Here is a 24,915-nt window from a genome sequence, read left to right on the forward strand (position 1 = left end):
ATTCCGCCGGATGGACACCGTATCGTTAAGGTCCATATCTCTATGGGGCTCGCAAGATGAACGGCTGATGTCTGATTTCATTCCGCTCCGTTCAGGCGTGAAACCCGCTCATGCCGTCGCCCTGCAAGGACTCCGATGCCCCCCGAATCCGCGACCCTTTTCCAGGCTTTCCGGCGTGTTTCTGCCGAAAGGCCTTTCATCGTGGCCCAGTTGGGCCAATCGCTTGATGGCAGGATCGCCACCCGGACGGGCGACAGCCGGTACATAGGGTCGGCCCCTTCGCTTGACCACCTGCACCGCATCCGTGCCCATGTCGATGCCGTCATTGTGGGAATCGGTACCGTGCTGGCGGATGACCCGCAGCTCAATGTGCGCCGTTGCGAAGGGCCGAATCCGGCCCGCATCGTGATCGATGCCCGCGGAAAGCTGCCCGCTGCGGCCAAATGCCTCGCCGGGCACGACAATGTCCGGCGGATCGTCTTCCGTGATGCCGGCGCCCGGGGCGAGCCGCTGCCGGGCGAGGTCGAGATCATCCGGCTCGCCACCGATGCGCGCGGCCATTTCCGCATGCCGGACCTTGCGCGCGCGCTGGCCGATCTCGGTTTCGACAAGGTGCTGATCGAGGGCGGGGCGGGCATCATCTCGCGCGCCATTGATGCCCGGATTGTCGATCGCCTTCATCTCATGGTCTCCGCGATCATCCTCGGTTCAGGGCAGGCCGGCCTCGAACTCGCGCCGATCGACCGGATCAGCCAGGCGATCCGCCCTCATGTCGAGGTGGTTTCGCTCGGCGCTGGCGATGTGCTATTCGATTGCGACTTGACACGCGCATCACATTCCGGAGAGCGGCATGAGTAAGGCATCCTCGCGGCCCATCAGCTATTCCGGCGGGCAGAAGCTGCTCCACTGGGTCATCGCCCTCATGCTGCTGACCTTGATCCCGGTCGGGATCTACATGGTGCAACGCGGCGCGGCGACCAATTTCGACGCCGTGACCAACCAGCTCTACACGGCGCACAAGACATTCGGCTTCCTCGCCCTGCTGCTGATCGTGCTCCGGATCGCGGTGCGGATCCGCAAGGGCGCGCCGGCGCCGGAGCCCGGTCTGGCGCGGATTCAGGTCATCGCGGCGGAATCAACGCATGGCCTGCTCTACCTGCTGATGGTCCTGGTCCCGGTTCTCGGCTGGCTCGGCGTTTCGGCCTATGGCGCGACAGGGCTGCTCGGTGGCTTCTCCCTGCCGTCTCTGCTGGGCAAGGACACGGTACTCGGCGAGACCATCCTGAAATATCACGGCTATGCCGCGATCGCGATGGCCGGGTTCATCGCGATGCATGTCGGTGCGGCCCTGTTCCACCGCCTCGTGCTGAAGGACGGTGTCCTTCGGCGCATGCTGCCCTGAGGGCAGCCGCGCCTCCGGCAACGCGGATGCCTCAGGCTGGAAGCGTCGCGAAAATGTCGGTATGCCCGGTCATCATGCGGCTGCCTTTCTGGTCGCACATGGCGTCGCGGTAGAACAGCCAGTCGGCTAGGCCCTTGTCGACGATGAAACCGGTTTCCTCGACCGCCTTGGCAATCCCCTTCAGAAGTTCCCGGACAAGCTCCGCATCTGAAGGCTTCAGGATCCACGGAGAATCGCCCGTATCGACCGCATAGCCCTCGTGCCGCAGGGCCGCGACGAGTGCAGCCGCGGCCTCTGGCCCGGCGGCAGGCCCGAAGCCCTTGTCGCGGCGCTGGTGCATGGCAAAGGCGCGTGTCACCCCGAAATCGAACGGATGCTCGGGGATGAACTGGTCCTGGCCGTTATAGGTCAGCACCGTATAGAAAGCCGAGCCCGCCGCCTTGAGGGCCGAGGCGAAGCGCTTCATCCACGCCTCGGAGATCAGGTCGAACAGCGCCGAGGCCGTCACGAGATCCGGCTTGCCGGCCAGCACCGTATCCAGATCGCGGTTGAGATCGACAACGCGGAACTTCACGCCGATCGTCGCCTCTCCCTTGACGAGAACGAGATCATCGCCGATGGCGCGCGCCTCGTCGGCCCAGCCGGACAGCACTTTCGCGGCGGTCTCGAGCAGCCCGGCATCGTAATCGACCAGGGTCCATTCCTGCCGGTTGCCGAGCAGCGGCGCGGTGGCGCGCAGGTTAGAGCCCGTGCCGGAGCCGAGATCGACGATGCGCGTCACATCCTGCCCGGCGAACCGGGTTCCGACCCGGCCGGCGAGCTCGGCATTGCGCGAACGATGGTCGGCCGGCTCGCGCAGGGCAAGCCAGTCAGCGGAGAAGCCGCTCATGCGGAAACCTTTCTGGACGTGAGGAAGGGGGCAACCGCCCCGGCAATGATGCGGGCCGTATCCGCCCAATCGGGGAGTAACTGCCCGGCGCGATAGGCCTCGTCGGCCAGCCGCGCCCGCAGGGCAGGGTCGGCCATGGCCTGTTCGAGCGCGCCCTGCAGGGCCCCGGCATCACCCGGAGGCACCTTGAGGCCGGCACCCTCGGGCACGGTATCGCTGGCCGCGCCGCCGGTGGTGGTGACAATAGGCAGTCCGCGCTGCATCGCCTCGCCGAGCACCATGCCATAGCCCTCGAAGAGCGAGGACATCACAAAGAGATCCGCCTTCTCGTAGAGCGTATCGAGATCGCGTTCGCGGACTGCGCCGAGCAGCTGGATCCGGTCAGCGAGGCCCGCCTGGCTGATCTGCTGCTGAAGCGCGTTGACGGTGTCGAGCGCATGGGCAGCTCCGACAATGCGCAGGTGCCAGCCCCGTTTCTTCAGCCCGGACAGCGCCTCGACCAGCACGGCATAGCCCTTGCGGGGCACGATCGAGCCCACCGCAAGGAGGTTCAGCGCCGCGTCGCCCGAGCCGGTCGCGCGCGGCTTTCGCGCCGTGCCGGGCATGGCGACCGTCATCTTGCCGGCGGGCACGGCGAAATCCCCCTCGAGGATTTTCGCCGTCAGCGGCGAGGTCACGACCACATGATCCGCCAGGCTCAGCGCCGTTGCTTCCGAGGCGTGGAGCGCCTGGGCGCGCGCTGCGGAAATGCCGTTTTCCAGCGCCAGTGGGTGATGGCACAGGGCGATGATCGGCCGGTTGAACGCGCGGATCAGCCCGGCCGGCATCGCGCCATAGGCCAGACCGTCGATCAGCAGCGGGCAACCGGGCGGCAGCCCCTGCACGATGGCCGCGCAATCGGCGAGATCCGCCTCGGTGGCCATCGGGAATGAACCGGGCAGGGCGACATGCATCGCCTGCACGCCGTGTTCGGGCAGCAGCCGGATGACCGCGCGGTCATAGCCATAACCGCCCGTGGGCAGGTTCAGGTCGCCGGGGATCAGGAAGGCGATGTCACTCATTGGCCGGGCATCAGGTCAGCGGACCCTCGAACCAGGCGCGCGCGAGATCGGTCTCGTGCAGGGTGACGCGGATCTTCGTCAGGCCCTTGCCATCCTCGCCCAGCGCGCCGGATTTCGCGGCCTTGGCCATCTCGCCGAAAATATGATGGGCGAGGAATTCCGTCGTCGTCAGCACACCCTTGAACTGCGGCAGCGTATCGAGATTCTGGTATTTCAGCGGCTTCAGAACCGCCGCCAGCGTATCGAGCGCCGCGCCGATATCAACGACGACATTCTGTTTCGTCATCGTCTCGCGGAAAAAGGCGACATCCACAACGAAGGTCGCGCCGTGCATGTTCTGGGCAGGCCCGAAGAACGGGTCAGGCAGCGAATGGCCGATCATGATGCGATCGCGGACTTCAACGGCAAACATCGGTCTTTCCTCAATAACGGATCAGCGTGGCAAGCCCCGGGGCATCCGCCGCCAGCAGGCGGGGAATGGCCGGAGCCAGGTCGGGGAAGGGGAGGGTTTCGGTAATCAACGCATCCAGCCTGTCATCGGCCAATAAGCGCAGGGCCGCCTGAAGGCGCGATGAATAGGTCCAGCCACGCGCGGCATGCCCGGGCGAGACCGTGCCGACCTGCGACGAGACGAGGCTCACGCGCCCGGCATGGAACAGGCCGCCCAGCGGCGCCTGGACCGGCTTCGCCCCGTACCAGGACAGCTCGATCACCCGCGCCTCGGGCCCTGCCGCGCCGATGGCCGTGGCAAGCCCGGCCGCGCTGGCGCTCGTATGGAACACGATATCGGCCCCCTTGGGCGCATGGTCCGGCATCGCGAAATGCGCGCCGAGATGGCCGGCAATGTCGGCCCGCAGCGGGTTGAGATCGACCAGAGTCACCTCGGTGCCGGGCATCCGCGCGGCAAGGGCGGTCACGAGCAGGCCGACCAGCCCGCCGCCTACCACCACGACGCGGTCCGCCGCCGAAACGCCGGAATCCCAGATTGCGTTCAGCGCGGTTTCCATGTTTGCGGCCAAAGCCGCCCGGTGCGAAGGCAGGAAATCCGGCACGGGGTTCAGCCACGAGGCGGCGCAGACGAAACGATCCTGATGCGGATGCAGCACGAAGACCCGCTTGCCGATCCATTCCGCCGGCCCATCTTCCACCACGCCGATGGCGCAATAGCCGTATTTCACGGGGAAGGGAAAATCGCCCTCCTGCAGCGGGCAGCGCATGCGGGCCTGCTCTTCCGGCGGCACGAGGCCGGAGGCGACCAGCCGTTCCGTCCCGCGGGACAGGGCGGTGAATTCCGTCCGCACCAGCGCCTCGCCGGGCTGCAGTGCCGGCAAGGGCAGGATGCGGCGCTCGGCCGTCATCGGCGCGGTGTAGAAGAGGGCGGAGGAAGATGGCCGGGACATGAGAGTTCTGGTTTGCTTTCGTTCAGCTTCCATCCGCGATATCGCACGGACAGACAGTCCGACCGAGCCATTTCATGCAAAGGTGCATGTGGCAAGGCCGGATGCGAAAGAGCAGACGTAACGCGAAAGGCCTCGCTGACCATGCCCCCGGAGACGAATGCGCCCCGCATCGCCATCCCCCTCACGCCGACCGGCACCCAGAGCGCGGAGGCTTTGACCTATCGCCGCGTGATTGTCGGCGGCCTGAATGTCGCGCTTTATGTCGCGCTGCTCTATTGGGCCGGCTCGATCCTCGGCGCCGGCGGCTGGAGCGTCGTCGATATCCTGCTCTTCATCTGCATGGTCTTCGGGACGCCCTGGGCGGTGCTCGGCTTCTGGAATGCCGTGCTCGGCCTCTGGCTGCTTCATGGCCGACGTGATCCCATGCGCGAAGTGGCCCCCTTCGCCGATCTGCCCGATCCGGAGATGCCGGTCACCCTGAAGACCGCGATTTTCATGACCCTCCGCAACGAGGACCCCGCCCGCGCCCTGCACCGGATGAAGCTGATCAAGGCCGAACTCGATGCCACCCCGGCGGCGGATCGATTCGCCTATTTCCTCCTCTCCGACACCAACCGCGAGGATGTCGCCGCCGAGGAAGAGGCCGGGTTTGCCCGTTGGAAGGAAGAGGCAGGGCCGGACGCCCCGATCACCTATCGCCGCCGGCAGGAGAATACCGGCTTCAAGGCCGGCAATGTCCGCGATTTCCTCGAGACATGGGGCGCGGATTTCGACCTGATGCTGCCGCTCGATGCCGACAGCCTGATGGATGCGCGCACCATTCTGCATCATGTCCGGATCATGCAGGCCAACCCCAAGCTCGGCATCCTGCAGAGCCTCGTCGTCGGCATGCCGTCGAAATCGGCCTTCGCCCGCATCTTCCAGTTCGGGATGCGTCAGGGCATGCGCGCCTATACGATGGGACAGGCCTGGTGGGTGGGCGAATGCGGCCCGTTCTGGGGCCATAACGCACTGGCCCGCATCGCCCCCTTCCGAGACGAATGCCACCTGCCCGTGCTGCTGGGCAAGCCGCCCTTCGGCGGGCATATCCTCAGCCATGACCAGGTGGAAGCCACGCTGATGCGCCGTGCCGGCTACGAGGTCCGGGTCATGCCGGAAGAGGGCGGTTCCTGGGAGGAAAACCCGCCGACCCTGCTCGAATTCATGAAGCGCAATACCCGCTGGTGCCAGGGCAACCTGCAGTACTTCAAGCTCCTCGACCTGCCGGGCCTCTATGCCGTCAGCCGCTTCCAGCTGATCTGGGCCATCCTGATGTTCCTCGGCATTCCCGCCTGGACGCTGATGCTGCCGCTGGCCGCGCTGAAGCCCTTCGATGGCGAGAGCCTCGCGCTGTTCCCCGTCGCCTCGGCGCTGACGCTCTATATCCTGTTCACGGTCATGAACCTGATGCCGAAAATCGCCGGGCTGATCGACATCATGCTCACTCCGGGCGGTACGGCGCGCTATGGCGGCACCGGCAAATTCCTCTTCGCCGGCATCACCGAGATCCTTTTCGCCTGGGTCCTCGGCGCTGCGGACACGTTCAAGACCACGATCTTCATTCTCGGCCTGCTGATCGGCAAATCGGTTACCTGGGGTGGTCAGGCGCGCGATGCCCATGGCGTGCCGTGGGATATCGCGGCCTCCAACCTCTGGCCGCAGACGCTGTTCGGCTTCGTGGTGGTCGGGCTCATGGCTGTCACCTCGATCGAATTCGCGCTCTGGTCGCTGCCGCTGACCTTCGGCTTCCTCGTGGCCATTCCCTTCGCGGTCTGGAGCGCCGATCCCGGACTTGGCGAGACCCTGACCCGCAAGGGCCTCTATGCCATTCCCGAGGAAATCGAGAAGCCCGAAATCGTCCTGAAGGCCCAGAGCCAGGGGAGCGCCGCGTGAGCCTGCCTCCGGAACAGATTTCCGCCCTTTCCACACGCTGGCCGGGCCTCCGCCGCTCCTTCGAGGTCTATTACGGTGACGCCCCGCGCGACGCGGCGATGGACGCGCTCTATGCCCGCTTCGTGAAGCCGGGCGGCCTTGCCTTCGATATCGGCAGCCATGTGGGCGACAGGATCGGCGCCTTCCGCCGCGTCGGCGCCCGTGTCGTCGCGCTCGAACCGCAGCCGGATTGCGCGGCGGCCATCCGCGAGATCTATCGCGCGGACGAAGGGGTTGCCCTTGTCGAGGCGGCCTGCGGGCCTGAGCCCGGCCGGCTGACCCTGCATGTCAATTCCGCCAACCCCACCGTCACCACGGCCTCGACGGATTTCGTGAAGGCGGCTGATGGCGCCGAGGGCTGGGAGGGGCAGGTCTGGGACCGCGCCATCGAGGTCCCGGTGACGACGCTCGACAACCTGATCGCGGCGCATGGCATGCCGGATTTCGTGAAAATCGATGTCGAGGGCTTCGAAGCCGATGTCCTTTCGGGGTTGACCCACCCCGTCCGGGCCCTGTCGTTCGAATTCACGACGATCCAGCGCGATATTGCCGGCAAGTGCATTGCGCTTCTGGCCGCGCTCCGGCCCTACCGCTTCAACATCGCGCTCGGCGAGAGCCAGCAGCTTCATTTCGACGAGCCCATTTCCGCCGGCGACATGGCTGCCCATATCCTGTCCTTGCCGCATGCGGCCAATTCGGGGGATGTCTATGCGACATTTCGTGGCTGAACCCGGGCGCCTGCTGCCGGCCCTGCTGCTGACCCTGGGGGTTTTCATGTGCTCGTCCGAAATCAGTCAGGCCCAGAATGCCGGGGCGCCCGACCAGACCGTCCTCGGCGCCCATAACAAGAAGCCACCGAGCCTGACGGTGAAGGTCGAGAACCATTCCGAGCCGGAAGTCTGCGCCGAGAAGGACAATATCGACATCCGGTTCATCAATCCGGAGGTTCGCAGCTTCCGCGTGCAGGCCGTCCACCCGGCCTATATCGCCACGCTGAAAGAAGATCTCGCCCTGCCGGATTTCACCGATTGCGACATGTCCGGTGATCCCGTCTTCAACCCCGGCCAGCCGCGGCAGGTCACGCTCTACGAAACGCCGTGGATCTCGATTGTCGGGCAGGTCTATCCGAGCTTCTGGCGGCCGGCTGACGTGCCGGTGCGCGTGGGCGACCGCGTTGAGAACGGCCTCCACCTCATCCAGGTCTACCAGCGCATCGGCCAGCGCATGGAAGAGATGCTGGTCGTCTATCCGCCGGACGGCTACTGGCGTGCCCGGCCCCTGCCGCCGGCCCATATGGGCTGGACCGCCTATGGCTCCAGCTTCATGATCGGGCCGGTGACGATGGAGGGCCGCCCGGTCGTGGCGCTGAAGGAGATCCGCTTCGATCCCGAGACCATGACCTTCCATTTCCCCTTCCGCGATGGCGGCGAGGGCAGCCTGAAGCTCGACAAGCTCGACAAGGATCATATCAGCCTCGAGGTCCGGCTCTCCGGCAACCTGCCGAAGGACAAGCCCTTCGCGGCCCTCCGCTCGATGTATGTGACCGACATCAACAATGATGTCTCGCGCGTCGCCTTCCGTCAGGCCGGCAAGACCCGCTGGGGCGAGGAGCATGTGCTCGACTACAAGGGCGGTGAGGCGAACGAGTTCTGGGCCGGCCGTTACTGGCCGTCGCGGCACAACATGTCTTCTCCGGACATGACCTTCTCGCGCTTCGGGAAATAGGCCGGAACGCATCACGACAAGGCCTGACCACTCGGTCAGGCCTTGTCTTATGGATGGGACAAGGCTCTCACGCCGCGAGCAGGACGCTCCGCATCGAGATCGAGCCGAGATCGAAGCCCTCCGCGAAGAAGCTCGGTTTGTCCGCCTCCTCGGCGGCGCCGAGCGTGTAGAGCAGCGGCAGGAAATGCTCGATCGTCGGATGGGCGATCCGCGTCAACGGATCGCGTGGGTCGATCTCCGCCAAAGCCGCATAATCGCGGCGCTCGATAGCCGAGGCAATGCGCCCGTCGAATTCCCGCGCCCAGTCAAACGCATCGACGCCATAGCGCATCGCGGGCAGGTTGTGCACCGCATTGCCGGACCCGACGATCAGCACGCCCTTGCGGCGCAGGGCGCGCAGGTCCCGCGCCAGGGCCATATGGTCCTTCAGCGGCCGCGAGAGATCGAGCGAGAGCTGGTAGACCGGCACGTCGGCTTTCGGGAACATGCGCAGCAAGACGCACCAGGCACCATGGTCGAGACCCCATTCGAGATCAGCCTCGGCATGATGGTCGCGCAGGAGTTCCAGCGTGGCCGCCGCCGCATCCGGCGCGCCGGGCGCGGGATACTGCGCCTCGTGCAGGGCGCGCGGGAAGCCGCCGAAATCATGGATCGTGCGCGGCTTGCGGCCGATATGCACGAGGCTGACGCCACGCGTCATCCAATGGGCGGAAATCACGAGGATGGCCGTGGGGGCGGGCAGGCTTGCGCCCATCTCGCCCCAGGCTTTCGAGAACGCGCTGTCCTCGATGGCATGCATCGGCGAGCCATGGCCGATGAACAGAACCGGCATGGCCGGCGTTTCGGGGAGGGAAGAAAGGGTGAGTGTCATCCCCCCAAGATAGTTTGCGTTACAGCAAAAATCACCGGCCGATCATCACCTGAATTGCCGGTTTCGTTGGCAAATTTGCACGCGAGTAGACCGCGCTGTCGCTGGCCAGCGGTTCGACCGGGTAACGCGTTCCGATATGCGAGAGAAAGCGCTGCAGCGAATATTCTGTGATGAAATGCATCGGGAGCACCACTTTCGGCTGCAATTGCGTGATCACCTCGACAATCCCGTCGAGATCCAGCGTCCAGGAGCCATCCACGGCCGCCATCAGGATATCGACCTGACCGATCGCCTTGAGATGGTCCGGCGTCAGCGTGTGATGGAGATGGCCGAGATGCGCGATGCACAGGCCGCCAACCTCGAAGATGAAGATCGAATTGCCGGAGAATTCGGTCGCGCCGCCATCGCGGATGTTCGTGGGCACATTGCGGACGCGCATGTCGCGTTCCTGGATATCGAAGGACGGCGTGCGCCCCTGATGCGCCCAGCCGCGCAGGACATGGCGGATCGCCGGGTCTGGCCGGTAGGTGAAGTGGCTCGAATGGGCGTGGTTCATCGTTGCGATGGTCGGCAGGAAAGGGGGCCGGAAGTAATCACTGTAATCGGTCGCCGCCGTCACGCCCTGCGGGCTCTCGATCGTGAAGGTGGAATGGCCGACATAGGTGATCCGCACTTCGCCGTTCTGGAGCGCCGCGAGGGAAATGGGCGTGCCATCCGGCGTGCGGGCGATGGGGCCGAGGCAGGCTTCGGCAAGGGCGGGCAGGGCCGAGACCAGCAGCCAGGCGGCAAAAACGAGAGGGCGCAGCATGGGACGTCTCCTTCTCTATCCATCGAACATGGCATGGACGCGCGTTCCGTCAATGCGGCATGGCATGCAAGTGCGAAGCCAGCCCTTGCACCGCCGCCATGGCCGGCTAAGGTCGCCGGGATTTACCGAGGATCCTCCGTGACAAAGCTCGCCTACCGCCTCAACCCGCGCCTGCTCGCGGTCGATTCTCCCCCGATTCCCGAGGCGCAGGGCTGGCGCCGCGACTATGACGGCCGCCATGGTCCGATGATCGACCTGTCGCAGGCCGTGCCCGGCGAGCCGCCGCCCGCCGCGATGCTCGAGCGCCTCGCCGCGGCGGCCGGCGAGGCCGATTGCACGCGCTACGGCCCGATCCTCGGCGATGTTGAACTGCGCGAGGCCTATGCAGCGGAGACGGGCGCGCTTTATGGCGCCTCGCTCCCGGTGGAATCGGTTGCGATCACCGCCGGCTGCAATGAAGCCTTCATGGTCGCCGTGATGGCGATTGCCGGCGCCGGCGATGCCGTCATGCTGCCCACGCCCTGGTATTTCAACCACAAGATGGCGCTGGACATGCTCGGCATCGAGGCCTTGTCCTTGCCCTGCCGTCCCGAGGCCGGCTTCGTGCCGGATGTGGCGGAGGCCGCGGCGCGGATCACGTCCGCCACCCGGGCCATCATGCTCGTCACGCCGAACAACCCGACCGGCGCCATCTACCCGCCGGCCACCATCGCGGCCTTCGCCGAACTGGCGCGGATGCGCGGGCTGGCCCTCATCCTCGACGAGACCTACCGTGATTTCCTGCCCGCCGGCAGTGGCCGCCCGCATGACCTGCTGGCCGATTCTTCCTGGGGGGATGTGGCGATCCAGCTTTATTCCTTCTCGAAGGCCTATGCCGTGCCCGGCCATCGGCTCGGGGCCATGGCCGCCGCGCCGGAAACCATGGCCGAGATCGCCAAGGTGCTGGATACAATGCAGATCTGCCCGGCCCGGCCGGCCCAGCGGGTCGTGGCCTGGGCCATCGAGGGCCTGCGGAGCTGGCGCCATGGCCAGCGCGATGATCTCGTCCGCCGCGCTGCAGCCTGCCGGGCCGCCTTCGCGCCCCTGCCGGGCTGGCGGCTCGATTCCCTCGGCGCCTATTTCGCCTTCGCCGCCCATCCGTTCCCGGGCATGCCGGCGCGGGAGGCGGCGCGCAAGCTGGCGCTGGAATCCGGCGTGCTCGCCCTGCCGGGCCCCTATTTCGGGCCGGGGCAGGAAACCCATCTCCGCATCGCCTTCGCCAATGTCGGAGCGGAGCGGCTGGCCGAACTCGGCACAAGGCTGGCGAGGGCCTGAGCGAACTCAGTCCTTCTTCACCGGCGGCGTGCCATGGGTGTGGAAGGTCTCGATCGTCTTCAGCCCCCAGGCCTGGCCCTTCTTCCGGTCGGCCTCGGTCCAGACGATCGGCTCCCAGTCCGGCGCGAGGATGAGCCGCGCCCCGGCATTGGCCAGCTCGACGCGGTTGCCCGCCGGCTCCCAGACATAGAGGAAGAACGTGCCCTGGATCGCGTGCTTGTGCGGCCCCGTCTCGATATGGACGCCGTTCTCGAGGAAGATATCCGCCGCGCGCAGGATGTCCTCGCGCTGGTCGGTGGCATAGGTCACATGGTGCAGGCGCCCCGTGCCGCCGCCATGCTCCTCGGTGCAGGCGAGATCATAGGTCTTGTTGTTGATCGTGAACCAGCAGCCGCCGATCCGGCCATTGTCGAGCTGGATTATTTCGGTGACGCGGCTGCCGAGGCAGGTTTCCATGAAACGTCGGAACTCGCGCACATCGCTCGCCAGCAGGTTGAGATGGTCGAGCCGGCGCGGGCAGGCGCCCCGGCCGTGATAGCGCTGGGCGATATTCTTCAGCGCCGCCTTCTGGCCCGCCGGCGGCGCATAGCGGTTCGTATCATAGTAGATCTCGAACACATGGCCGAACGGATCCTCGAACCGGAAGGCCCGGCCATGGCCGAGGTCGCCCTTGGTCCAGCCGTGAACCTTGAAGCCGCTCGCCTCGATCGTGGCGACGCGGCGCTGCAATGCGGCCTCCGAGCTGGCGCGGTAGGCGACATGCCCGATGCCGGTCGTGTCATGGCGCGTCAGCTTGAGGCTGTGGAATTCGTAATCGTCAAAGGCCCGGAGATAGGCGGAACGCTCGTCCTCCGCCGTGAGGGTCAGGCCGTAGATCTCGGTGAAGAAGCGCAGGCTCTCCGCGTAGCGATCGGTATACATCTCGACATGGGCGAGATGCGCGATATCGTGGCAGGGCTCGGTCAGGGACATGGGCTTGGGCTTCCTCGGAGCGGGCATTCGGCCTTCTGGTCGTGTGCAGGATGCGGGCGCCTCGCTGCTGAATCAAATTGGATTTTCGCGTCTATTGATGAAGGCTTTGCATGGGTTGGCCGTCGGCCTCGAAACCGGAGGCGGCCGGGAAGGGCTTTGAATGCAGCTCATCAATCCGTGCAAAACGATCATTTGATTCATCAAACCGGGCGGAGCATCTGTCTCGGTCAAGAAGGACAGCCGGCATGGCTCTGGCCGGTCTGGTCCCCCAGGGAAACGGGAAGCCAAAATGCTCCGGGGCGTTCGATGCATGATGATGCGGGGCGGCACCTCGAAAGGGGCCTATTTCCTCGCCGAGGACCTTCCCGCCGAGCCTGCCGCGCGGGATGCGCTGCTTCTAAGCCTGATGGGTTCGCCCGATCCGCGTCAGGTTGACGGGCTGGGCGGCGCGCATCCGTTGACCTCGAAAGTCGCCATCGTCTCCCGCTCGGTGGAGCCCGGCTGTGACATCGATTTCCTGTTCGCGCAGGTCGGCGTCGACAAGCCGATGGTCGATACAACCCCGAATTGCGGCAACATCCTTGCCGGCGTGGTGCCCTTCGCGATCGAGCGCGGCCTCATACCGGCCTGCCATCCCGAGACGCGGGTGAAGGTGCGCACGCTCAATACCGGCACGATCGCCGAGATCCTCGTCGAAACACCCGGCGGCGTGGTGAACTATCTCGGCGAGGCCCGGATCGACGGCGCGCCCGGCACGGCGGCACCGATCGCGATCGATTTCCTTGATGCGGAAGGCTCGGTCTGCGGCAAGCTTCTCCCCACGGGTAACGTGGTCGATATCATCCGCGGCGTGCCCTGCACGCTGATCGACAACGGCATGCCCGTCATCGTGATGCGCGCGGCCGATCTCGGCCGGACCGGGCAAGAACCGCGCGACCAGCTCGACAAGGATGCCGAACTCAAGGCCCGGATCGAGGCGATCCGGCTCGAGGCCGGCCCCTTGATGAATCTCGGCGATGTCTCGGGCAAGGTCGTGCCGAAAATCGCCCTCGTCGCGCCGCCCGTGGCGGGCGGTCACATCCTGACCCGCAGCTTCATCCCGCATGAATGCCATGCATCGATTGGTGTTTTTGCGGCCGTCACGGTGGCGACGGCAGCCGTTCTCCCCGGCTCGCCGGCCGCTGCCGTGGCACGGATGCCCTCCGGCCGCATCCGGACCCTCTCGGTCGAGCATCCGACCGGCGAATTCTCTGTCCGCCTCGAAGTCGACGGGACCGAGGCGGCCCCGGTGGTCACGCGCGCTGGCCTCCTGCGCACCGCACGGAAGCTGTTCGACGGTATTGCCTTCGCCCGCCAGCCCGCCGAGGCCGGCACCATCCACCACGCTGCCGAATGATCGGGACCCAACGTATGAGTGCATCCACCAAGACCGGCCTTGTCGTCACCGCCCATCCGGGGGATTTCGTCTGGCGGGCCGGGGGCGCCATCGCGCTTCATGTCGCGAAAGGCTACCGGGTGAAGATCGCCTGCCTCTCCTATGGCGAGCGCGGCGAAAGCCAGTTCGCCTGGAAGAAGGCAGGGGTCAGCCTTGCCGAGGTCAAGGCCCAGCGCCGCGACGAGGCGGAGCGTGCCGCCACGATCCTCGGGGCGGAGATCGAGTTTTTCGACGCGGGAGATTACCCCCTGCGCGGCACCGAGGCGATCATCGACCGGCTCGTTGACATCAACCACGAGCTCAAGCCGAGCTTCATCCTCACGCACAGCCTCGAGGATCCCTACAATATCGACCATCCCGAGGCGACGCGGCTGGCCCAGGAAGCGCGCATCATCGCACAGGCAGCCGGGCACAAGCCGGATCCGGACCGCGCCTATGCCGCGCCTCCGGTCTTCCTGTTCGAGCCGCATCAGCCCGAGCAATGCAATTTCAAGCCGAATGTCATCCTCAACATCGATGACGTCTGGGAGACGAAGCGCAGGGCCTTCGAGGTCCTGGCGGCGCAGAAGCATCTCTGGGAATATTACACCCGTGTCGCGCTCAATCGCGGCATGCAGGGCGGGCGCAATTCCGGCCGCGCCATGACCTATGGCGAGGCCTATCAGCGTCTCTTCCCGCAGGCGCTGGAGGAACTCGCATGAAAACCGTCGTCGTCACCCGGGTCGAGCGGGCGGAGCCCTCGGCCATCGAGCGCCTTGCCGGCCTCGGCGTCTCCACCACCCATGAGGCGATGGGCCGGATCGGCCTGATGCAGCCCTATATGCGGCCGATCTATCCCGGTGCCGCCATTGCCGGCAGTGCCATCACGGTTCTCGCCCAGCCGGGCGACAACTGGATGTTGCATGTCGCGGTCGAGCAATGCCGGCCGGGCGACGTGCTCGTTGTTGCCGTGACGGCGCCGTCGACCGATGGCTATTTCGGCGATCTCCTCGCCACCTCCCTCAAGGCGCGCGGCGTGCAGGGGCTGATCATCGATGCCGGCGTGCGCGATGTCCGCACCCTGACCGAGATGGGTTTCCCGGTCTGGTCGAAGGCCATTTCCGCCAAGGGCACGGTGAAGGCCACGCTCGGCGCGGTGAATGTGCCGGTTGTCTGTGCCGGTGCGCTGGTCCATGCGGGCGATGTCATTGTCGCGGATGATGATGGCGTCGTCGTCGTGCCCCGGGCCGATGCCGCGCGCATCGCTGAACTCGGCGCGAAACGCGAGGCCAACGAAACCGAGAAGCGCCAGCGCCTCGCCTCGGGTGAGCTCGGTCTCGACATGTATGCCATGCGCGAGGGCCTCGCCAAGGCTGGCTTGCGCTATGTCGAGACGCTGGACGAAGCGTGATCCGACCGGTTTGAGGTTCCCCCCGCCCGTCCGGACGATGCCGCGAGCCGTGCACCGAGCCGTGCACAGGGCACGCTTCCGGAGATCGGAAACAAGCTTGTATTCGATGGCGGGTAAGATGGTCGGAGTGGCGGGATTCGAACCCACGACCCCTAGTCCCCCAGACTAGTGCGCTAACCAGGCTGCGCTACACTCCGACGAGCCCCGGCTTATAGGGGGTCCTGCCGGGGCTGGCAATGTCTTTTGCCGGTCCGTCTCCGGGTTCGGAAAGCGGGCGCCTGGAACGGGCCGCGGCACGGCAGGTTAGCCGGAAAATTCATGATTTTGCGCTAGGCGGATCGGCCGGGAGGCTGCCCATGCGCATCGTGCTGGTTCTGGATACGGCGTTCGTCAATGGCGGACAGGCGAAGGTCGCGCTCGATTCGGCGCTCGGGCTGAAGGCGCTCGGGCACGAGCCGGTCGTCTTCGCGGCGGTGGGCCCGGCGGCAGCGGAACTGGAGGCAGCCGGAATCCCGGTCCATGTGCTGGGCCAGAGCGAGCTGATCAAGGATTGCTCGGCCCTGCGCGCGGCCTGGCGGGGCATTCACAACGAAACCGCCGCCGAGGCGCTCGAGGCGCTGCTGGCTGCGCAGCCGCTCGGCGACACGGTGATCCACGTTCATGGCTGGGCGAAGGCGCTGTCCTCGTCGATTGCCGGTCCGATCCGGAAATCCGGGCTGCCGGCGCTCTACACGATGCACGAATATTTCCTGCTCTGCCCGAATGGCGGCTTCTACAACTATGTCCAGCATCGGCACTGCACCTTGAAGCCGCTCTCGGCGGCATGCCTCGCCACGGCCTGCGATTCGCGCTCCCGTCTCCACAAGGCCTGGCGGGTGGTCCGGACTACGGCCATGAAGCATGTCCACCATTTGCCTGAGGCCCTGCCGGATATCGTCTATTTCCACGGCTACCAGCGGGATGTGATCGCGCCGCACCTGCCGGCCGGAACCCGCCTGCACGAGGTCGCCAACCCGATCGAGGCCGAAAATCTCGGCCCCAAGCCCGATCCGGCCTCGGGCGAGATCATCTATCTCGGCCGCCTGTCGACGGAGAAGGGCATCTTCGTTTTTGCTGAAGCCGCACGGATTGCCGGCATCACACCGGTTTTTGTGGGCGACGGGCCGCTGGCTGGCGAGCTGCGCCGCCGCTATCCCGAGGCGCGGCTGGTCGGCTGGCAGGATGCAGCCGGGGTCCGCCGCCACCTCCGGGCGGCGCGGGCGCTCGTCTTCCCCTCGCTCTGGCACGAGGGCCAGCCGCTGACCGTCCTCGAAGCGCTCGCACTCGGAACGCCGGTTATCGCCGCGGATGGCTGCGCCGCCCGGGACAGCGTCATCGATGGCGAGAACGGATTGTGGTTCCGGCAGGCCGACCCCGCTGACCTGGCGCGGGCCCTGGCGGCCCTGTCGGATGATGGCACCGTGAGGCGGCTTTCCGAAGGGGCCTACCGCCGGTACTGGGCGGATCCCTACAGCCTCGAACGGCATTGTCGCCGGCTCGAGGAGGTCTATGCCGGGCTCATCGCCCGCAAGTAGCCGCCGCTATTCGGCCGGCTGCGGCTGAAGCGGCGGGGCCGTGGAGGGGCGGATGCGGTCCCGGGCGCTCGCATAGGCGAGATGCGCATAGAAGCGATACTCGTCCAGCCACCGGCGTGAGGCCGCGGCCAGCCCCCAGCTGAGGCCATAGATCATGAAGAGATGGCGCCAGCGGTCGGTGTCGATCTGGAAGTTCTGCACGAGGTGCGGGATGAGGCCGGCGAAAATCACCACGGCATAGGGCTGGAACGGCGTGCGCAGCAGGACCGTCCGCCACGAGATCAACAAGGTGGAGATGATGAAGGCCAGGAAAGTGATGCCACCGAGCCAGCCATAGGAAGCGAAGGCCATCAGGTAGGTATTGTGCGGGTTCTCGGGATAGTAGAGCCAGAATCGGTTCGGGCCGTGCCCCAAAGGACGCGACAGCAGGTCGGGCAGTGAGCGGAGCTGGTTGCCGAAACGCCCGGACGGGCCGGAATCATAGTCCTTCTGGAGAGTGAACCGGTCGGCGAAGACCTCGGCGATCTGGTCGACCGAGAGGATCGCGGCGAAGCCGATAGCGAGCGCGAAGAACCCGGCAAGAGTCAGCAAGGTCAGTCGCGCGCGAAACTGGTCGTTGCGGGCGGTCACGAACATCAGCCCCAGAAGCACCGCCGTCCCGATCACCATCGCGGCCCAGGACCCGCGCGAATAGGTCAGGAACAGGCCGAGCAGGATCGGCCCCAGCAAAGCCACGCGCAGCAGCCGCAAGCGCGGTTCACGTAGGAAGTCATGGATGAGGAACAGCGCCGGCAGGACAAGAAACGAGCCCAGCACGTTCGGGTCGCGGAACGTGCCGGAGACGCGCCCTTCATGCATGGTGAAGAACGCGCCGAGGCCGGCAATGTTGAGATAGCCGATGATCCCGGCCAGCGAGGCCACGCTCGCGCCGGCCAGCAGGCCCCATTTGATGGCCTCGAGGCGCTGGATCGCGTTCTGGTTCATCGCCATGCAGAAGAAGGCGGCCGTTGTCGCGACAAAGCAGGTGCCGATGATGAAGTCACGGCTTTCGGCAAAGTCGAGATGCGGCTGCAGCGCGATCAGGCCGGCGATATTGAACACCATGAGGAAGAGCAGGAGCGGGGCATTCCGCCGGTCGAAGCGCAGGCCCATCAGCGCGAACAGCCCGACAGTGGCGATGCTCGTGAGGTTGTAGGCAATGTCGAAGATGACGAAGGCCCCGGTGAACACCATCAGCGCCATCATGAGCAGCAGGAAGGGCTCGCCGGCATGGGCGGGCATCAGCAACCCGGAAGGGAAGGGGGAATGGCGCATCCAGCCGGGCCGGGGCAGGCTTGGCCCGGGCAGCTTTCCGCCTTGGAACCTCGAACGCAACGCATACTCCACGCGCAGGCGGAAAACGCGCCTGCGCGGGAAACGCTAGCCGGCAGCGATCAAGATCCGGTTAAGCCGGGCAGGCGCTCAGCCATGCTCCAGCACACGGCGGTAGGAGCCCTCGACGGTGCTGACCATCAGCGGAACGGTGAACCGCGTCTGCACATCGGCCGAAAGCCGCGCCGCGGTTTCCCGGAGTGTATCGAATGGCGTCTCTACGGCTTTCCGCATCGCCTCGGCCAGCCGGGCCGGATCATTCGGCGGGATCAGCAGCGGGTAATCCCGGGGCAGGACCTCGGGAATGCCGCCGACATGGGTGCTGATCAGCGGCAATTGGCCAGCCACGGCCTCAAGCACGATATAGGGCAGGGATTCGAAGCGCGAGGGCACCACCATGATCCGGCCGAGCCGGAACGCCTCGCTGGCCGGCGTGACGCCCTGCCAGCGGAAGCTGCCTTCGAGGCCACGCTCGGCGATCATCTGGCGGATCCGCGCCTCCGAAGGGCCGGATCCGACCATGGTAATCGTCGGAAAGATGCTGTCTGCAGCCAGCAGGAACAGCGCCTCGACCAGGGTGTCGATGCCCTTGGCCTCCCGGAATTCCCCGACATAGAGGAAATCGGTCGCATCCTCCCGCGGGACGACCGGCTCGAATTCATGCTGGTGCAGCCCGTTAAGCGCGATCACCACCGGCTTTTTGGTCTGGCAGACAAATTCGACATAGCGGTCGGTGATGAACCGGCTTTCGAAAAGGAACAGGTCCGTGGACGATTCGAGCAGCTTCTCGACGAGCATGAACCCCTTGTGGGCGAGCGAGCCGGGATAGTAGTTCAGGCTGCCGCCATGCGGGGTGTAGCAGCGGATCGGCCGTCCGCCCCGCCGCCGGAAGCTCGGGAAACGCGCATAGAGGCCGCCTTTGGCGCCGTGGCCATGCACGACATCGACATCATGGTCGCGGACCAGCGCCCGGATCTTCATAAGGGCCGGGATATCGGTCCAGTGCGGGTTGCGATGCATCGGTATCCGGTGGATCCCGAGCGGCAGGAGCGGCGCCAGTTGCCCGAGCAGCCGTTCGCCCCGCTCGCCGCCGGTCTGGCTGTCGCAGAGCAGCCCGATCGAGTGCCCGCGCGCGGCGAGGGCGCGGATGACGTCGAAGACGTTGCGGAACAGCCCGCCGACCGGGGCGCGGAAGACGTAGAGGATCCGGAGCGGGCGCTCGGCGCGTGCGGGCAAGGCTCCGTCGGACATCAGAAGAAGCGTTCCTTGATGACGATCGTATCGCCGGGGCGCACCGGCATCGTCATTGGAACGGCCACAGTCATCATGCCTTCCGGCGTTGCGCGCGTCAGTTCGGCATAGTTCCGGTTTGCGCGCGGGGCAAAGCCGCCGGCAATGGCAATGGCGGTCTGCACGGTCATGTTGTTGACATAGGGAAACTGGCCGGATGAATTCACTTCGCCGAGCACGAAGAAAGGCCGGTAGGTCTCGACCTCGACTGAAACCTTCGGCTCGCGGAGATAGCCGGCGCGGAGCCTGTCCTCGATCGCCCGGGCGAGTTGCAGCGTGGTGCGGCCCTGGGCCTCGATCACGCCGATCAGCGGCATGGCGATCCGGCCGGCCCCGTCGACGGCATAGGAATTGGAGAGGCTGTCCTGCCCGAAGACGATCACGCGGAGCCGGTCACCGCCGGCCAGCGTGTAGGGCGCGTGCGCTTCCATTTCGAGATACTGATGATTGTAACGCACGCCGTTCGCACAGGCCGAAACGGCCAGGGCGAAGGCGAGGGTTCCAAGGATCCGTACCAGGCGCATGACAAGACTCGAGGCAGTTTCTACAGCGCCGACCTTGCCCGCTTATGGTTAACGAATGATCAATTCGCCGGGGTTTCCGCGCGCCTGCGGCCGGTCTTAACGCGAATGAAACCATGTTCGTTCAGCCTTTCTTTTGAAGTGAAAGGAGTTTCCGCATGGATTCGGCGGAACGCATCCCGGCTGTGCCGCCTGCGACGCATGACAGCGTCGGCGGCGTTGCTGCGGCCCTGTGGCGGAAGAAATTCTGGATCATCGTCCCGACGGCCGTCGCATTCGGCCTCGCGATGGTGGCAGTCAGCCTCCTGACGCCCCGCTATACCGGCGAGGCGCGCGTCCTGCTGGAAAACCGCGAGACGGTCTATTCGCGGCCCGATCGGGATACCCGCGGCAGCGACCCGGCCATCGACCCGGAAGCCGTGGCGAGCCAGGTCCAGAATGTCATGTCGAAGGACCTCGCGCTGAAGGTCATCCACGAGATGGGCCTGCACAAGCGCGCCGAATATGACCCTGTCCAGAACGGCGTCGGGCTGTCGGGCACGATCCTGATCGCCCTCGGCCTCCAGAAGGATCCGCGGACCATTCCCCAGGACGAGCGCGTGCTGGAAATGTATTTCCGCCGCCTGCTGGTCTATCCGCTCGGCAAGTCCCGCGTGATCGCGATCGAGTTCCAGTCCCAGGACCCGCAGGTTGCAGCGAATGTCGCCAACCGGATTGCCGAAGAATATCTCGCGCGCGAGGAAGGCGCAAAAACCCAGACCAGCCGGGTCACCTCGGAATGGCTGGAAAAGGCCGTCGAACCGCTGATGAAGCGCGTCCAGCAGGCAGAATCCAAGGTCGAGGCCTTCCGGTCTTCCAAGGGGCTGTTCGTCAGCACCAACAACACCAGCATCACCACGCAGCAGCTTTCGGAGCTGAACACGCAACTCTCGCTGGCCCGCTCGCAGCAAGCCGATCTGCAGGCCCGCGCGAAAATCATCCGGGATGCCCTGCGCCTCGGAAAGGTGTTCGAGACCTCGGAAATCATCAACAACGAGCTGGTCCGCCGCCTGCTGGAGCAGCGCGCCTCGCTGAAGGCGCAGATCGCGCTTGAAGAGCGGACCTTGCTGCCCGGCCATCCGCGCATGAAGGAACTGGCCTCGCAGCTTCAGGATCTCGAGGGCCAGGTCCGGGCAGCGGCCGAACGCGCGGCCCGTGCCTTCGAGAATGATGCCCGCGCGGCCGGTGCCCGCGTCACCTCTATGCAGGCCGAACTCGACAGCCAGAAAAAGGCGACGGCCCTGTCCAACGAGGACGAGGTGCAGCTGAAAGCGTTGGAGCGCGATGCGCTGGCCCTCCGCGAGCAGCTTAATTCCTACCGGAACAAGTTCCTCGACGCCGCCGCGCGCTCGACAGAAAGCACCCAGCCCGCCGATGCCCGGGTGATCTCCCGTGCCTTCCCGCAGAGCGAGCCGACCTTCCCGAAGAAGATCCCGATCATCCTGCTGGCGACCCTTGGCACGCTCGTTGTTTCCTCGACGCTGATCGCAACGCAGGCGCTGATGGCCCGGCAGGCCATGCCGGCCTATCTCGACGCCTATGGCTATGACATGCCAGCGGCTCAGGTGCCGGCCTCCGGCACGGGCCCGGGTGCGAACCCGCATCCCCTGCCATGGGAACCGCAGAAGCCCTCTCTCCTCGGGGGGCTGTTGCTGCCCTTCGGCCTTGGCCGCAAGGCGCAGGAACCTTTCCTCAACGCGCCCACGCCCGCGCCGGCGGTGGCGGCGGGGATGCGCCGCAAGCCCGGCGCCGAGACCGCGCCGGCGGATCTTCTGGCGGCCGAACTGGCGATGATGGATTTCACGGGGCAGGGCAAGGTGGTCCTGGTCTTCACACTCGACGCCTCGCCGCAACCCGGCCTCAGCGCCCTGCGCTTTGCCCGCCGCCTCGCCGAGGATGGTGCGGCGATCGTGGTTGATCTTGTCGGCCATGAGAAGGGCCGTTCGGGCAACCTGTTCTCGCGGTTGCTGCCACATGGGGCACCCGGCCTCGGCGCCTGGCTCGACCGGGTGGCCCCTCTGGGCGACATCATCCACCGCGACGCCCGCTCGCGCCTGCATGTCATTCCCGCAGGCATGGTGCTCGGGGCAAAGATCGTTCAGCCCACGGGGCGGAACGCCGTTGTCACGCTGGTCGATGCCCTCCGCCAGAGCTACAGCCATATCATCATCGAACTGGGGGCCGTCGGCGGGCCCGGCGAGTTCTTCACCGAACTGGGCGATGTCGTGATCGTGCTCTCGCAACGCCCCGATGATGATCCGGTCCTGCAGAAGGTGGTCTCGCGGCTTGAGGCCTGCCGGGATGCTCCGGTCTATGTGCTGGGTGACGAGACCGGCGGCGAATATGCCGCCGCGAACGACCCGATGCCCCGCTTCCAGGACGAGACGGCCTGACGGTTCGGGTCAGGCCGGGCCGGGTGCCCGCTTGCGGCGCCGTCGGCGCCACGCTTCCACCAGCGCCATCAGGCGCGGATTGCGCTTGATTCGCCCCTTGATCCGCCGTGCAATGCGCCAAAGCTGTGCGTGGAAGCGACCGCGAAACGTGACGCCGAGGGCGGCATCGAACAGGGTCTGCTTTTCCGGGCAGAACCGCGTCTTGTAGCGGGCATCGCCGGCGCCGAGATCAAAGCCTCGGCAGCCGGCCTCGACCAGAGCTGGCAGGAGAGCCTGCAGCATGACTTCACCCGGGCTGTGCTTGGCAATATCGGGTCGCGGATCATAGGCGGTGAACATCCCCGCGAAATGCCCGTCATGCATCGCCCCGCCGATCAGCGCGACCGGCCGCCCGGCCAGCGAGAGCGCAAAGAGCTTGAGACCCCCGGCAGGGTCATGCGCGGCCCGGACGATGAACCGGCGCACCGCCTCGTCGCCGAACGCATCAGCGAGGCCGCGGGCGGAAAATTGCTGCGTCTTCCAGTAAAAAAACAGGGCGAGGGCGGTCTCGATCGCCGCCGGCTCTTCGACCCAGTGGGCCGCGAGACCGCCCATTTCCGCAAGCCGGGCGGATTTCGCGCGCAGCTTCTTGCGCGCATCCTTGTCAAGCAGGAAGCCGAGCAGCGCTTCGGCATCATCGCCGAGCGTCAGGAAGGCTGCGTCGTTCGGCGCCATGCGGGCATCGAGGGTCATCAGCGGGTTTTTCCGGCCGCGCCAGGCCGGCAGCATATCCTCGAACAGAAGTGCGTCGATCGCCCCTGCACGGGCCGCCTGCCGCAACGCCGGAACAAGCTCGGCCGCATTCAGCGCCGGGACCTCGCCGACAAGGCCCGGCGTGAAATAGCTGGCATGGGCCCCGCCAATCTTCACGGCGAGAGTTGCGCCGCGGGCCCTGTGCACCAGCAGCGGAAGCAGGATCTCCGCACCGCCCGGCGTGAGCAGCCGCAGCAGCCGCAGCCGTCCGGTCTCCCGGTGCGCCTCGAGGAAATGCTGCAACCAGCCCGTGGCCTGGAACGGTGTCGTCAACGCGCCATCAAGGCGAGCGAAACTGGCCGCCTCGGGCAGCAGGATCTCGGCGCGCAGGAGCGATGGCTCGGCCATGGTGAATTCACGACGACTTGACGTTGGACATGTCTAAGATGGTGCATGCCACGATTCGCTGGAGCCCGCGCGATTCCATGCGCCATGCCCTGATCCGCACCGTCCTGTCCACGATCGCCATGACGGGGGCTGATCGCTGGCTCGCACCGCGCTGCCGGGGGCGGGGCGTGATCCTCACCTTCCACCATGTCGCGCCGGAACCGGTGGCACAGATGCCGGAAAATGCCGGCCTCTCGATCACGCCGGACTTTCTCGACCAGACGCTGCGCCTCATCGCCGATCTCGGCTATGCCATCGTGCCGCTGGCCGAGGTGCCGGCCCGGCTGTCCGAAGAGGGGCCGCCCTTCGCCGTGCTCACTTTCGATGACGGCTACCGCGACAATGCACGCCATGCCCTGCCGGTGCTCGAGGCGCATCGTGCGCCCTTCACAATGTTCGTCTGCACCGGCTTCGCCGACAGGACCGCTCCGCTATGGTGGCTTGACCTCGAGGAGGCGATCGATAGCCAGCCGGCCCTCCGGCTCGCCTTTCCGGATGGCATGGTGGAAGGACCGGCGGGCACGTCCAAAGAAAAACTGGCCCTGTGGAGCCGGATCTACTGGCGCCTCCGCCGGCATGACGAGAGCGTGCTCGAACAGACCATGCGCGTGCTGGTGGATACGGCGGGCCTTGATCCGCTCGGCCGGGTGGAAAGCCTTTGCATGAACTGGCAGGACCTGCGCTATCTCGCCCGGCACCCGCTGGCCAGCATCGGCGCCCATACGGTCAGCCATCCCCGCCTTGCGCGCATCCCGGCCGAACGTGCCCGGGTCGAGATCGAGGAAAGCCGCCGCCGTATCCGCGAGGAACTGGATGTCGATCCGTTTGTTTTTGCCTATCCCGTCGGCGATCCCGGATCGGCCGGCACCCGTGAATTCACGATGGCGCGCGAAGCGGGCTACAGCCTTGCGGTGACGACGCGACCGGGCGTGCTGAAGCCGGGGCAGCCCGTTCATGCCCTGCCGCGCATTTCGGTCAATGGCCACTACCAGAAAGAACGCTATCTCCGGGCGTTGCTTTCCGGCGTTCCCTTTGCCCTGAAGGGCTGAATCAGGCCTTGCGCCGCTCCATCCAGCGGATCAGCGGCAGCAGCGGCAGCACCCAGGCCAGCCCGGCCACCAGATAGAACAGCATCTCCGTCACCTTGGAGGCGCCCGTCAGGATCCGGGGAGCGAGCGCCGCGATGACCAGCGCATAAAAGGCCACGAACAGGACCATGGCCAATGCGCCGATGAACTTCTTGATCCGGGGGTTCATGCTGTCTCTCTGGGCTTCCGCGACCATTGGGCACTTGTCCGTCGCGTTCGATC

Annotated in this window: 24 protein-coding genes and 1 tRNA gene; 12 read left to right on the forward strand and 13 right to left on the reverse strand. The window is 66.0% G+C overall.

The annotated features are described in order from the left end of the window. Window positions 1–135: 135 nt before the first annotated feature. Window positions 136–858 (forward strand): RibD family protein, encoded by a 723-nt coding sequence (locus tag P0652_RS10675; protein ID WP_284178798.1) that lies wholly within the window; start codon window positions 136–138, stop codon window positions 856–858. Beyond that, window positions 851–1,402 carry a cytochrome b gene (locus tag P0652_RS10680; protein ID WP_284178799.1) on the forward strand — a complete coding sequence of 184 codons (552 nt, stop codon included), beginning with the start codon at window positions 851–853 and terminating at the stop codon, window positions 1,400–1,402. The genes P0652_RS10675 and P0652_RS10680 overlap by 8 nt, the downstream gene beginning before the upstream one ends. A gap of 31 nt (window positions 1,403–1,433) precedes the next feature. Here the strand turns inward: P0652_RS10680 and P0652_RS10685 are convergent, their stop codons facing one another. Genes P0652_RS10685 through P0652_RS10700 form a run of 4 tightly spaced genes read right to left on the reverse strand, consistent with a single transcriptional unit; the run spans window position 1,434 to window position 4,752 of the window. Then, entirely contained in the window at window positions 1,434–2,291 is an 858-nt protein-coding gene (locus tag P0652_RS10685) for a class I SAM-dependent methyltransferase (RefSeq protein WP_284178800.1), read from the reverse strand. Then, a complete protein-coding gene (locus P0652_RS10690; protein ID WP_284178801.1) occupies window positions 2,288–3,352 on the reverse strand; it encodes a glycosyltransferase family 4 protein in 1,065 nt (354 codons plus the stop codon). The genes P0652_RS10685 and P0652_RS10690 overlap by 4 nt, the downstream gene beginning before the upstream one ends. A gap of 10 nt (window positions 3,353–3,362) precedes the next feature. Continuing rightward, window positions 3,363–3,764, reverse strand: a complete 402-nt coding sequence (locus P0652_RS10695) for a 6-pyruvoyl trahydropterin synthase family protein (protein WP_284178802.1) — start codon at window positions 3,762–3,764, stop codon at window positions 3,363–3,365. Window positions 3,765–3,774: 10 nt separating this feature from the next. Beyond that, a complete protein-coding gene (locus P0652_RS10700; RefSeq protein ID WP_284178803.1) occupies window positions 3,775–4,752 on the reverse strand; it encodes a zinc-dependent alcohol dehydrogenase in 978 nt (325 codons plus the stop codon). Window positions 4,753–4,821: 69 nt separating this feature from the next. Here P0652_RS10700 and mdoH point away from each other — a divergent pair, with 69 nt between their 5' ends. The 3 genes from mdoH to P0652_RS10715 are packed head-to-tail and all read left to right on the forward strand — an operon-like array spanning window position 4,822 to window position 8,448. After that, entirely contained in the window at window positions 4,822–6,684 is a 1,863-nt protein-coding gene (gene mdoH, locus P0652_RS10705; RefSeq protein ID WP_502947519.1) for a glucans biosynthesis glucosyltransferase MdoH, read from the forward strand. Further along, window positions 6,681–7,451, forward strand: a complete 771-nt coding sequence (locus P0652_RS10710; protein WP_284178805.1) for an FkbM family methyltransferase — start codon at window positions 6,681–6,683, stop codon at window positions 7,449–7,451. Before mdoH ends, P0652_RS10710 begins: the two co-directional genes overlap by 4 nt. Further along, the gene (locus P0652_RS10715; protein ID WP_284178806.1) at window positions 7,432–8,448 is read left to right on the forward strand and encodes a hypothetical protein; all 1,017 of its coding nucleotides are present in this window, start codon (window positions 7,432–7,434) and stop codon (window positions 8,446–8,448) included. The genes P0652_RS10710 and P0652_RS10715 overlap by 20 nt, the downstream gene beginning before the upstream one ends. 67 nt (window positions 8,449–8,515) lie before the next feature. Here P0652_RS10715 and ygiD read toward each other — a convergent pair whose 3' ends face one another. Further along, window positions 8,516–9,280 (reverse strand): 4,5-DOPA-extradiol-dioxygenase, encoded by a 765-nt coding sequence (gene ygiD / locus P0652_RS10720; RefSeq protein WP_284178807.1) that lies wholly within the window; start codon window positions 9,278–9,280, stop codon window positions 8,516–8,518. 70 nt (window positions 9,281–9,350) lie between these two features. Beyond that, window positions 9,351–10,127, reverse strand: coding sequence for an MBL fold metallo-hydrolase (locus P0652_RS10725; RefSeq protein ID WP_284178808.1), 777 nt, complete (start codon window positions 10,125–10,127; stop codon window positions 9,351–9,353). Between the two features lie 138 nt (window positions 10,128–10,265). Here P0652_RS10725 and P0652_RS10730 point away from each other — a divergent pair, with 138 nt between their 5' ends. After that, a complete protein-coding gene (locus P0652_RS10730; protein ID WP_284178809.1) occupies window positions 10,266–11,441 on the forward strand; it encodes an aminotransferase in 1,176 nt (391 codons plus the stop codon). A 6-nt stretch (window positions 11,442–11,447) separates the two neighbouring features. Here the strand turns inward: P0652_RS10730 and P0652_RS10735 are convergent, their stop codons facing one another. Continuing rightward, entirely contained in the window at window positions 11,448–12,413 is a 966-nt protein-coding gene (locus P0652_RS10735) for a VOC family protein (RefSeq protein ID WP_284178810.1), read from the reverse strand. 289 nt (window positions 12,414–12,702) lie between these two features. Here P0652_RS10735 and P0652_RS10740 point away from each other — a divergent pair, with 289 nt between their 5' ends. From P0652_RS10740 to P0652_RS10750, 3 genes are read left to right on the forward strand one after another with little or no spacing between them, the layout of a single operon-like run. After that, window positions 12,703–13,809, forward strand: coding sequence for a 4-oxalomesaconate tautomerase (locus P0652_RS10740; protein ID WP_284178811.1), 1,107 nt, complete (start codon window positions 12,703–12,705; stop codon window positions 13,807–13,809). 14 nt (window positions 13,810–13,823) lie between these two features. Then, entirely contained in the window at window positions 13,824–14,549 is a 726-nt protein-coding gene (locus P0652_RS10745; RefSeq protein WP_284178812.1) for a PIG-L deacetylase family protein, read from the forward strand. Next, window positions 14,546–15,238: a 4-carboxy-4-hydroxy-2-oxoadipate aldolase/oxaloacetate decarboxylase gene (locus P0652_RS10750; RefSeq protein WP_284178813.1), complete on the forward strand. Its 693-nt coding sequence runs from the start codon at window positions 14,546–14,548 to the stop codon at window positions 15,236–15,238. The genes P0652_RS10745 and P0652_RS10750 overlap by 4 nt, the downstream gene beginning before the upstream one ends. A 119-nt stretch (window positions 15,239–15,357) precedes the next feature. Here the strand turns inward: P0652_RS10750 and P0652_RS10755 are convergent. Continuing rightward, window positions 15,358–15,435, reverse strand: a tRNA-Pro gene (locus P0652_RS10755). Between the two features lie 159 nt (window positions 15,436–15,594). Here P0652_RS10755 and P0652_RS10760 point away from each other — a divergent pair. Further along, on the forward strand, window positions 15,595–16,812 hold the full coding sequence (locus P0652_RS10760; protein WP_284178814.1) for a glycosyltransferase family 4 protein: 1,218 nt from the start codon (window positions 15,595–15,597) through the stop codon (window positions 16,810–16,812). 6 nt (window positions 16,813–16,818) lie between these two features. On the opposite strand, the gene P0652_RS10765 is transcribed toward P0652_RS10760, so the two are convergent. From P0652_RS10765 to P0652_RS10775, 3 genes are all read right to left on the reverse strand, one after another. Then, window positions 16,819–18,093 (reverse strand): O-antigen ligase family protein, encoded by a 1,275-nt coding sequence (locus P0652_RS10765; protein WP_284178815.1) that lies wholly within the window; start codon window positions 18,091–18,093, stop codon window positions 16,819–16,821. A 180-nt stretch (window positions 18,094–18,273) separates the two neighbouring features. Further along, window positions 18,274–19,434: a glycosyltransferase gene (locus P0652_RS10770; RefSeq protein WP_284178816.1), complete on the reverse strand. Its 1,161-nt coding sequence runs from the start codon at window positions 19,432–19,434 to the stop codon at window positions 18,274–18,276. After that, window positions 19,434–19,904, reverse strand: a complete 471-nt coding sequence (locus tag P0652_RS10775) for a polysaccharide biosynthesis/export family protein (protein ID WP_284179092.1) — start codon at window positions 19,902–19,904, stop codon at window positions 19,434–19,436. The genes P0652_RS10770 and P0652_RS10775 overlap by 1 nt, the downstream gene beginning before the upstream one ends. A 248-nt stretch (window positions 19,905–20,152) precedes the next feature. On the opposite strand from P0652_RS10775, the gene P0652_RS10780 reads away from it, so the two are divergent. Beyond that, complete coding sequence (locus P0652_RS10780) at window positions 20,153–22,426, forward strand: GumC family protein (RefSeq protein ID WP_284178817.1); 2,274 nt, start codon at window positions 20,153–20,155, stop codon at window positions 22,424–22,426. Between the two features lie 9 nt (window positions 22,427–22,435). Here the strand turns inward: P0652_RS10780 and P0652_RS10785 are convergent, their stop codons facing one another. Further along, window positions 22,436–23,566 carry a GNAT family N-acetyltransferase gene (locus P0652_RS10785; protein WP_284178818.1) on the reverse strand — a complete coding sequence of 377 codons (1,131 nt, stop codon included), beginning with the start codon at window positions 23,564–23,566 and terminating at the stop codon, window positions 22,436–22,438. 29 nt (window positions 23,567–23,595) lie between these two features. Here P0652_RS10785 and P0652_RS10790 point away from each other — a divergent pair, with 29 nt between their 5' ends. Next, entirely contained in the window at window positions 23,596–24,654 is a 1,059-nt protein-coding gene (locus tag P0652_RS10790) for a polysaccharide deacetylase family protein (protein ID WP_349774980.1), read from the forward strand. A 1-nt stretch (window position 24,655) separates the two neighbouring features. Here the strand turns inward: P0652_RS10790 and P0652_RS10795 are convergent, their stop codons facing one another. Further along, the gene (locus P0652_RS10795) at window positions 24,656–24,862 is read right to left on the reverse strand and encodes a DUF2842 domain-containing protein (protein WP_284178819.1); all 207 of its coding nucleotides are present in this window, start codon (window positions 24,860–24,862) and stop codon (window positions 24,656–24,658) included. Between the last annotated feature and the right edge of the window lie 53 nt (window positions 24,863–24,915).

Source organism: Rhabdaerophilum sp. SD176 (genome assembly GCF_030143245.1).
Lineage (GTDB): Bacteria > Pseudomonadota > Alphaproteobacteria > Rhizobiales > Beijerinckiaceae > Rhabdaerophilum.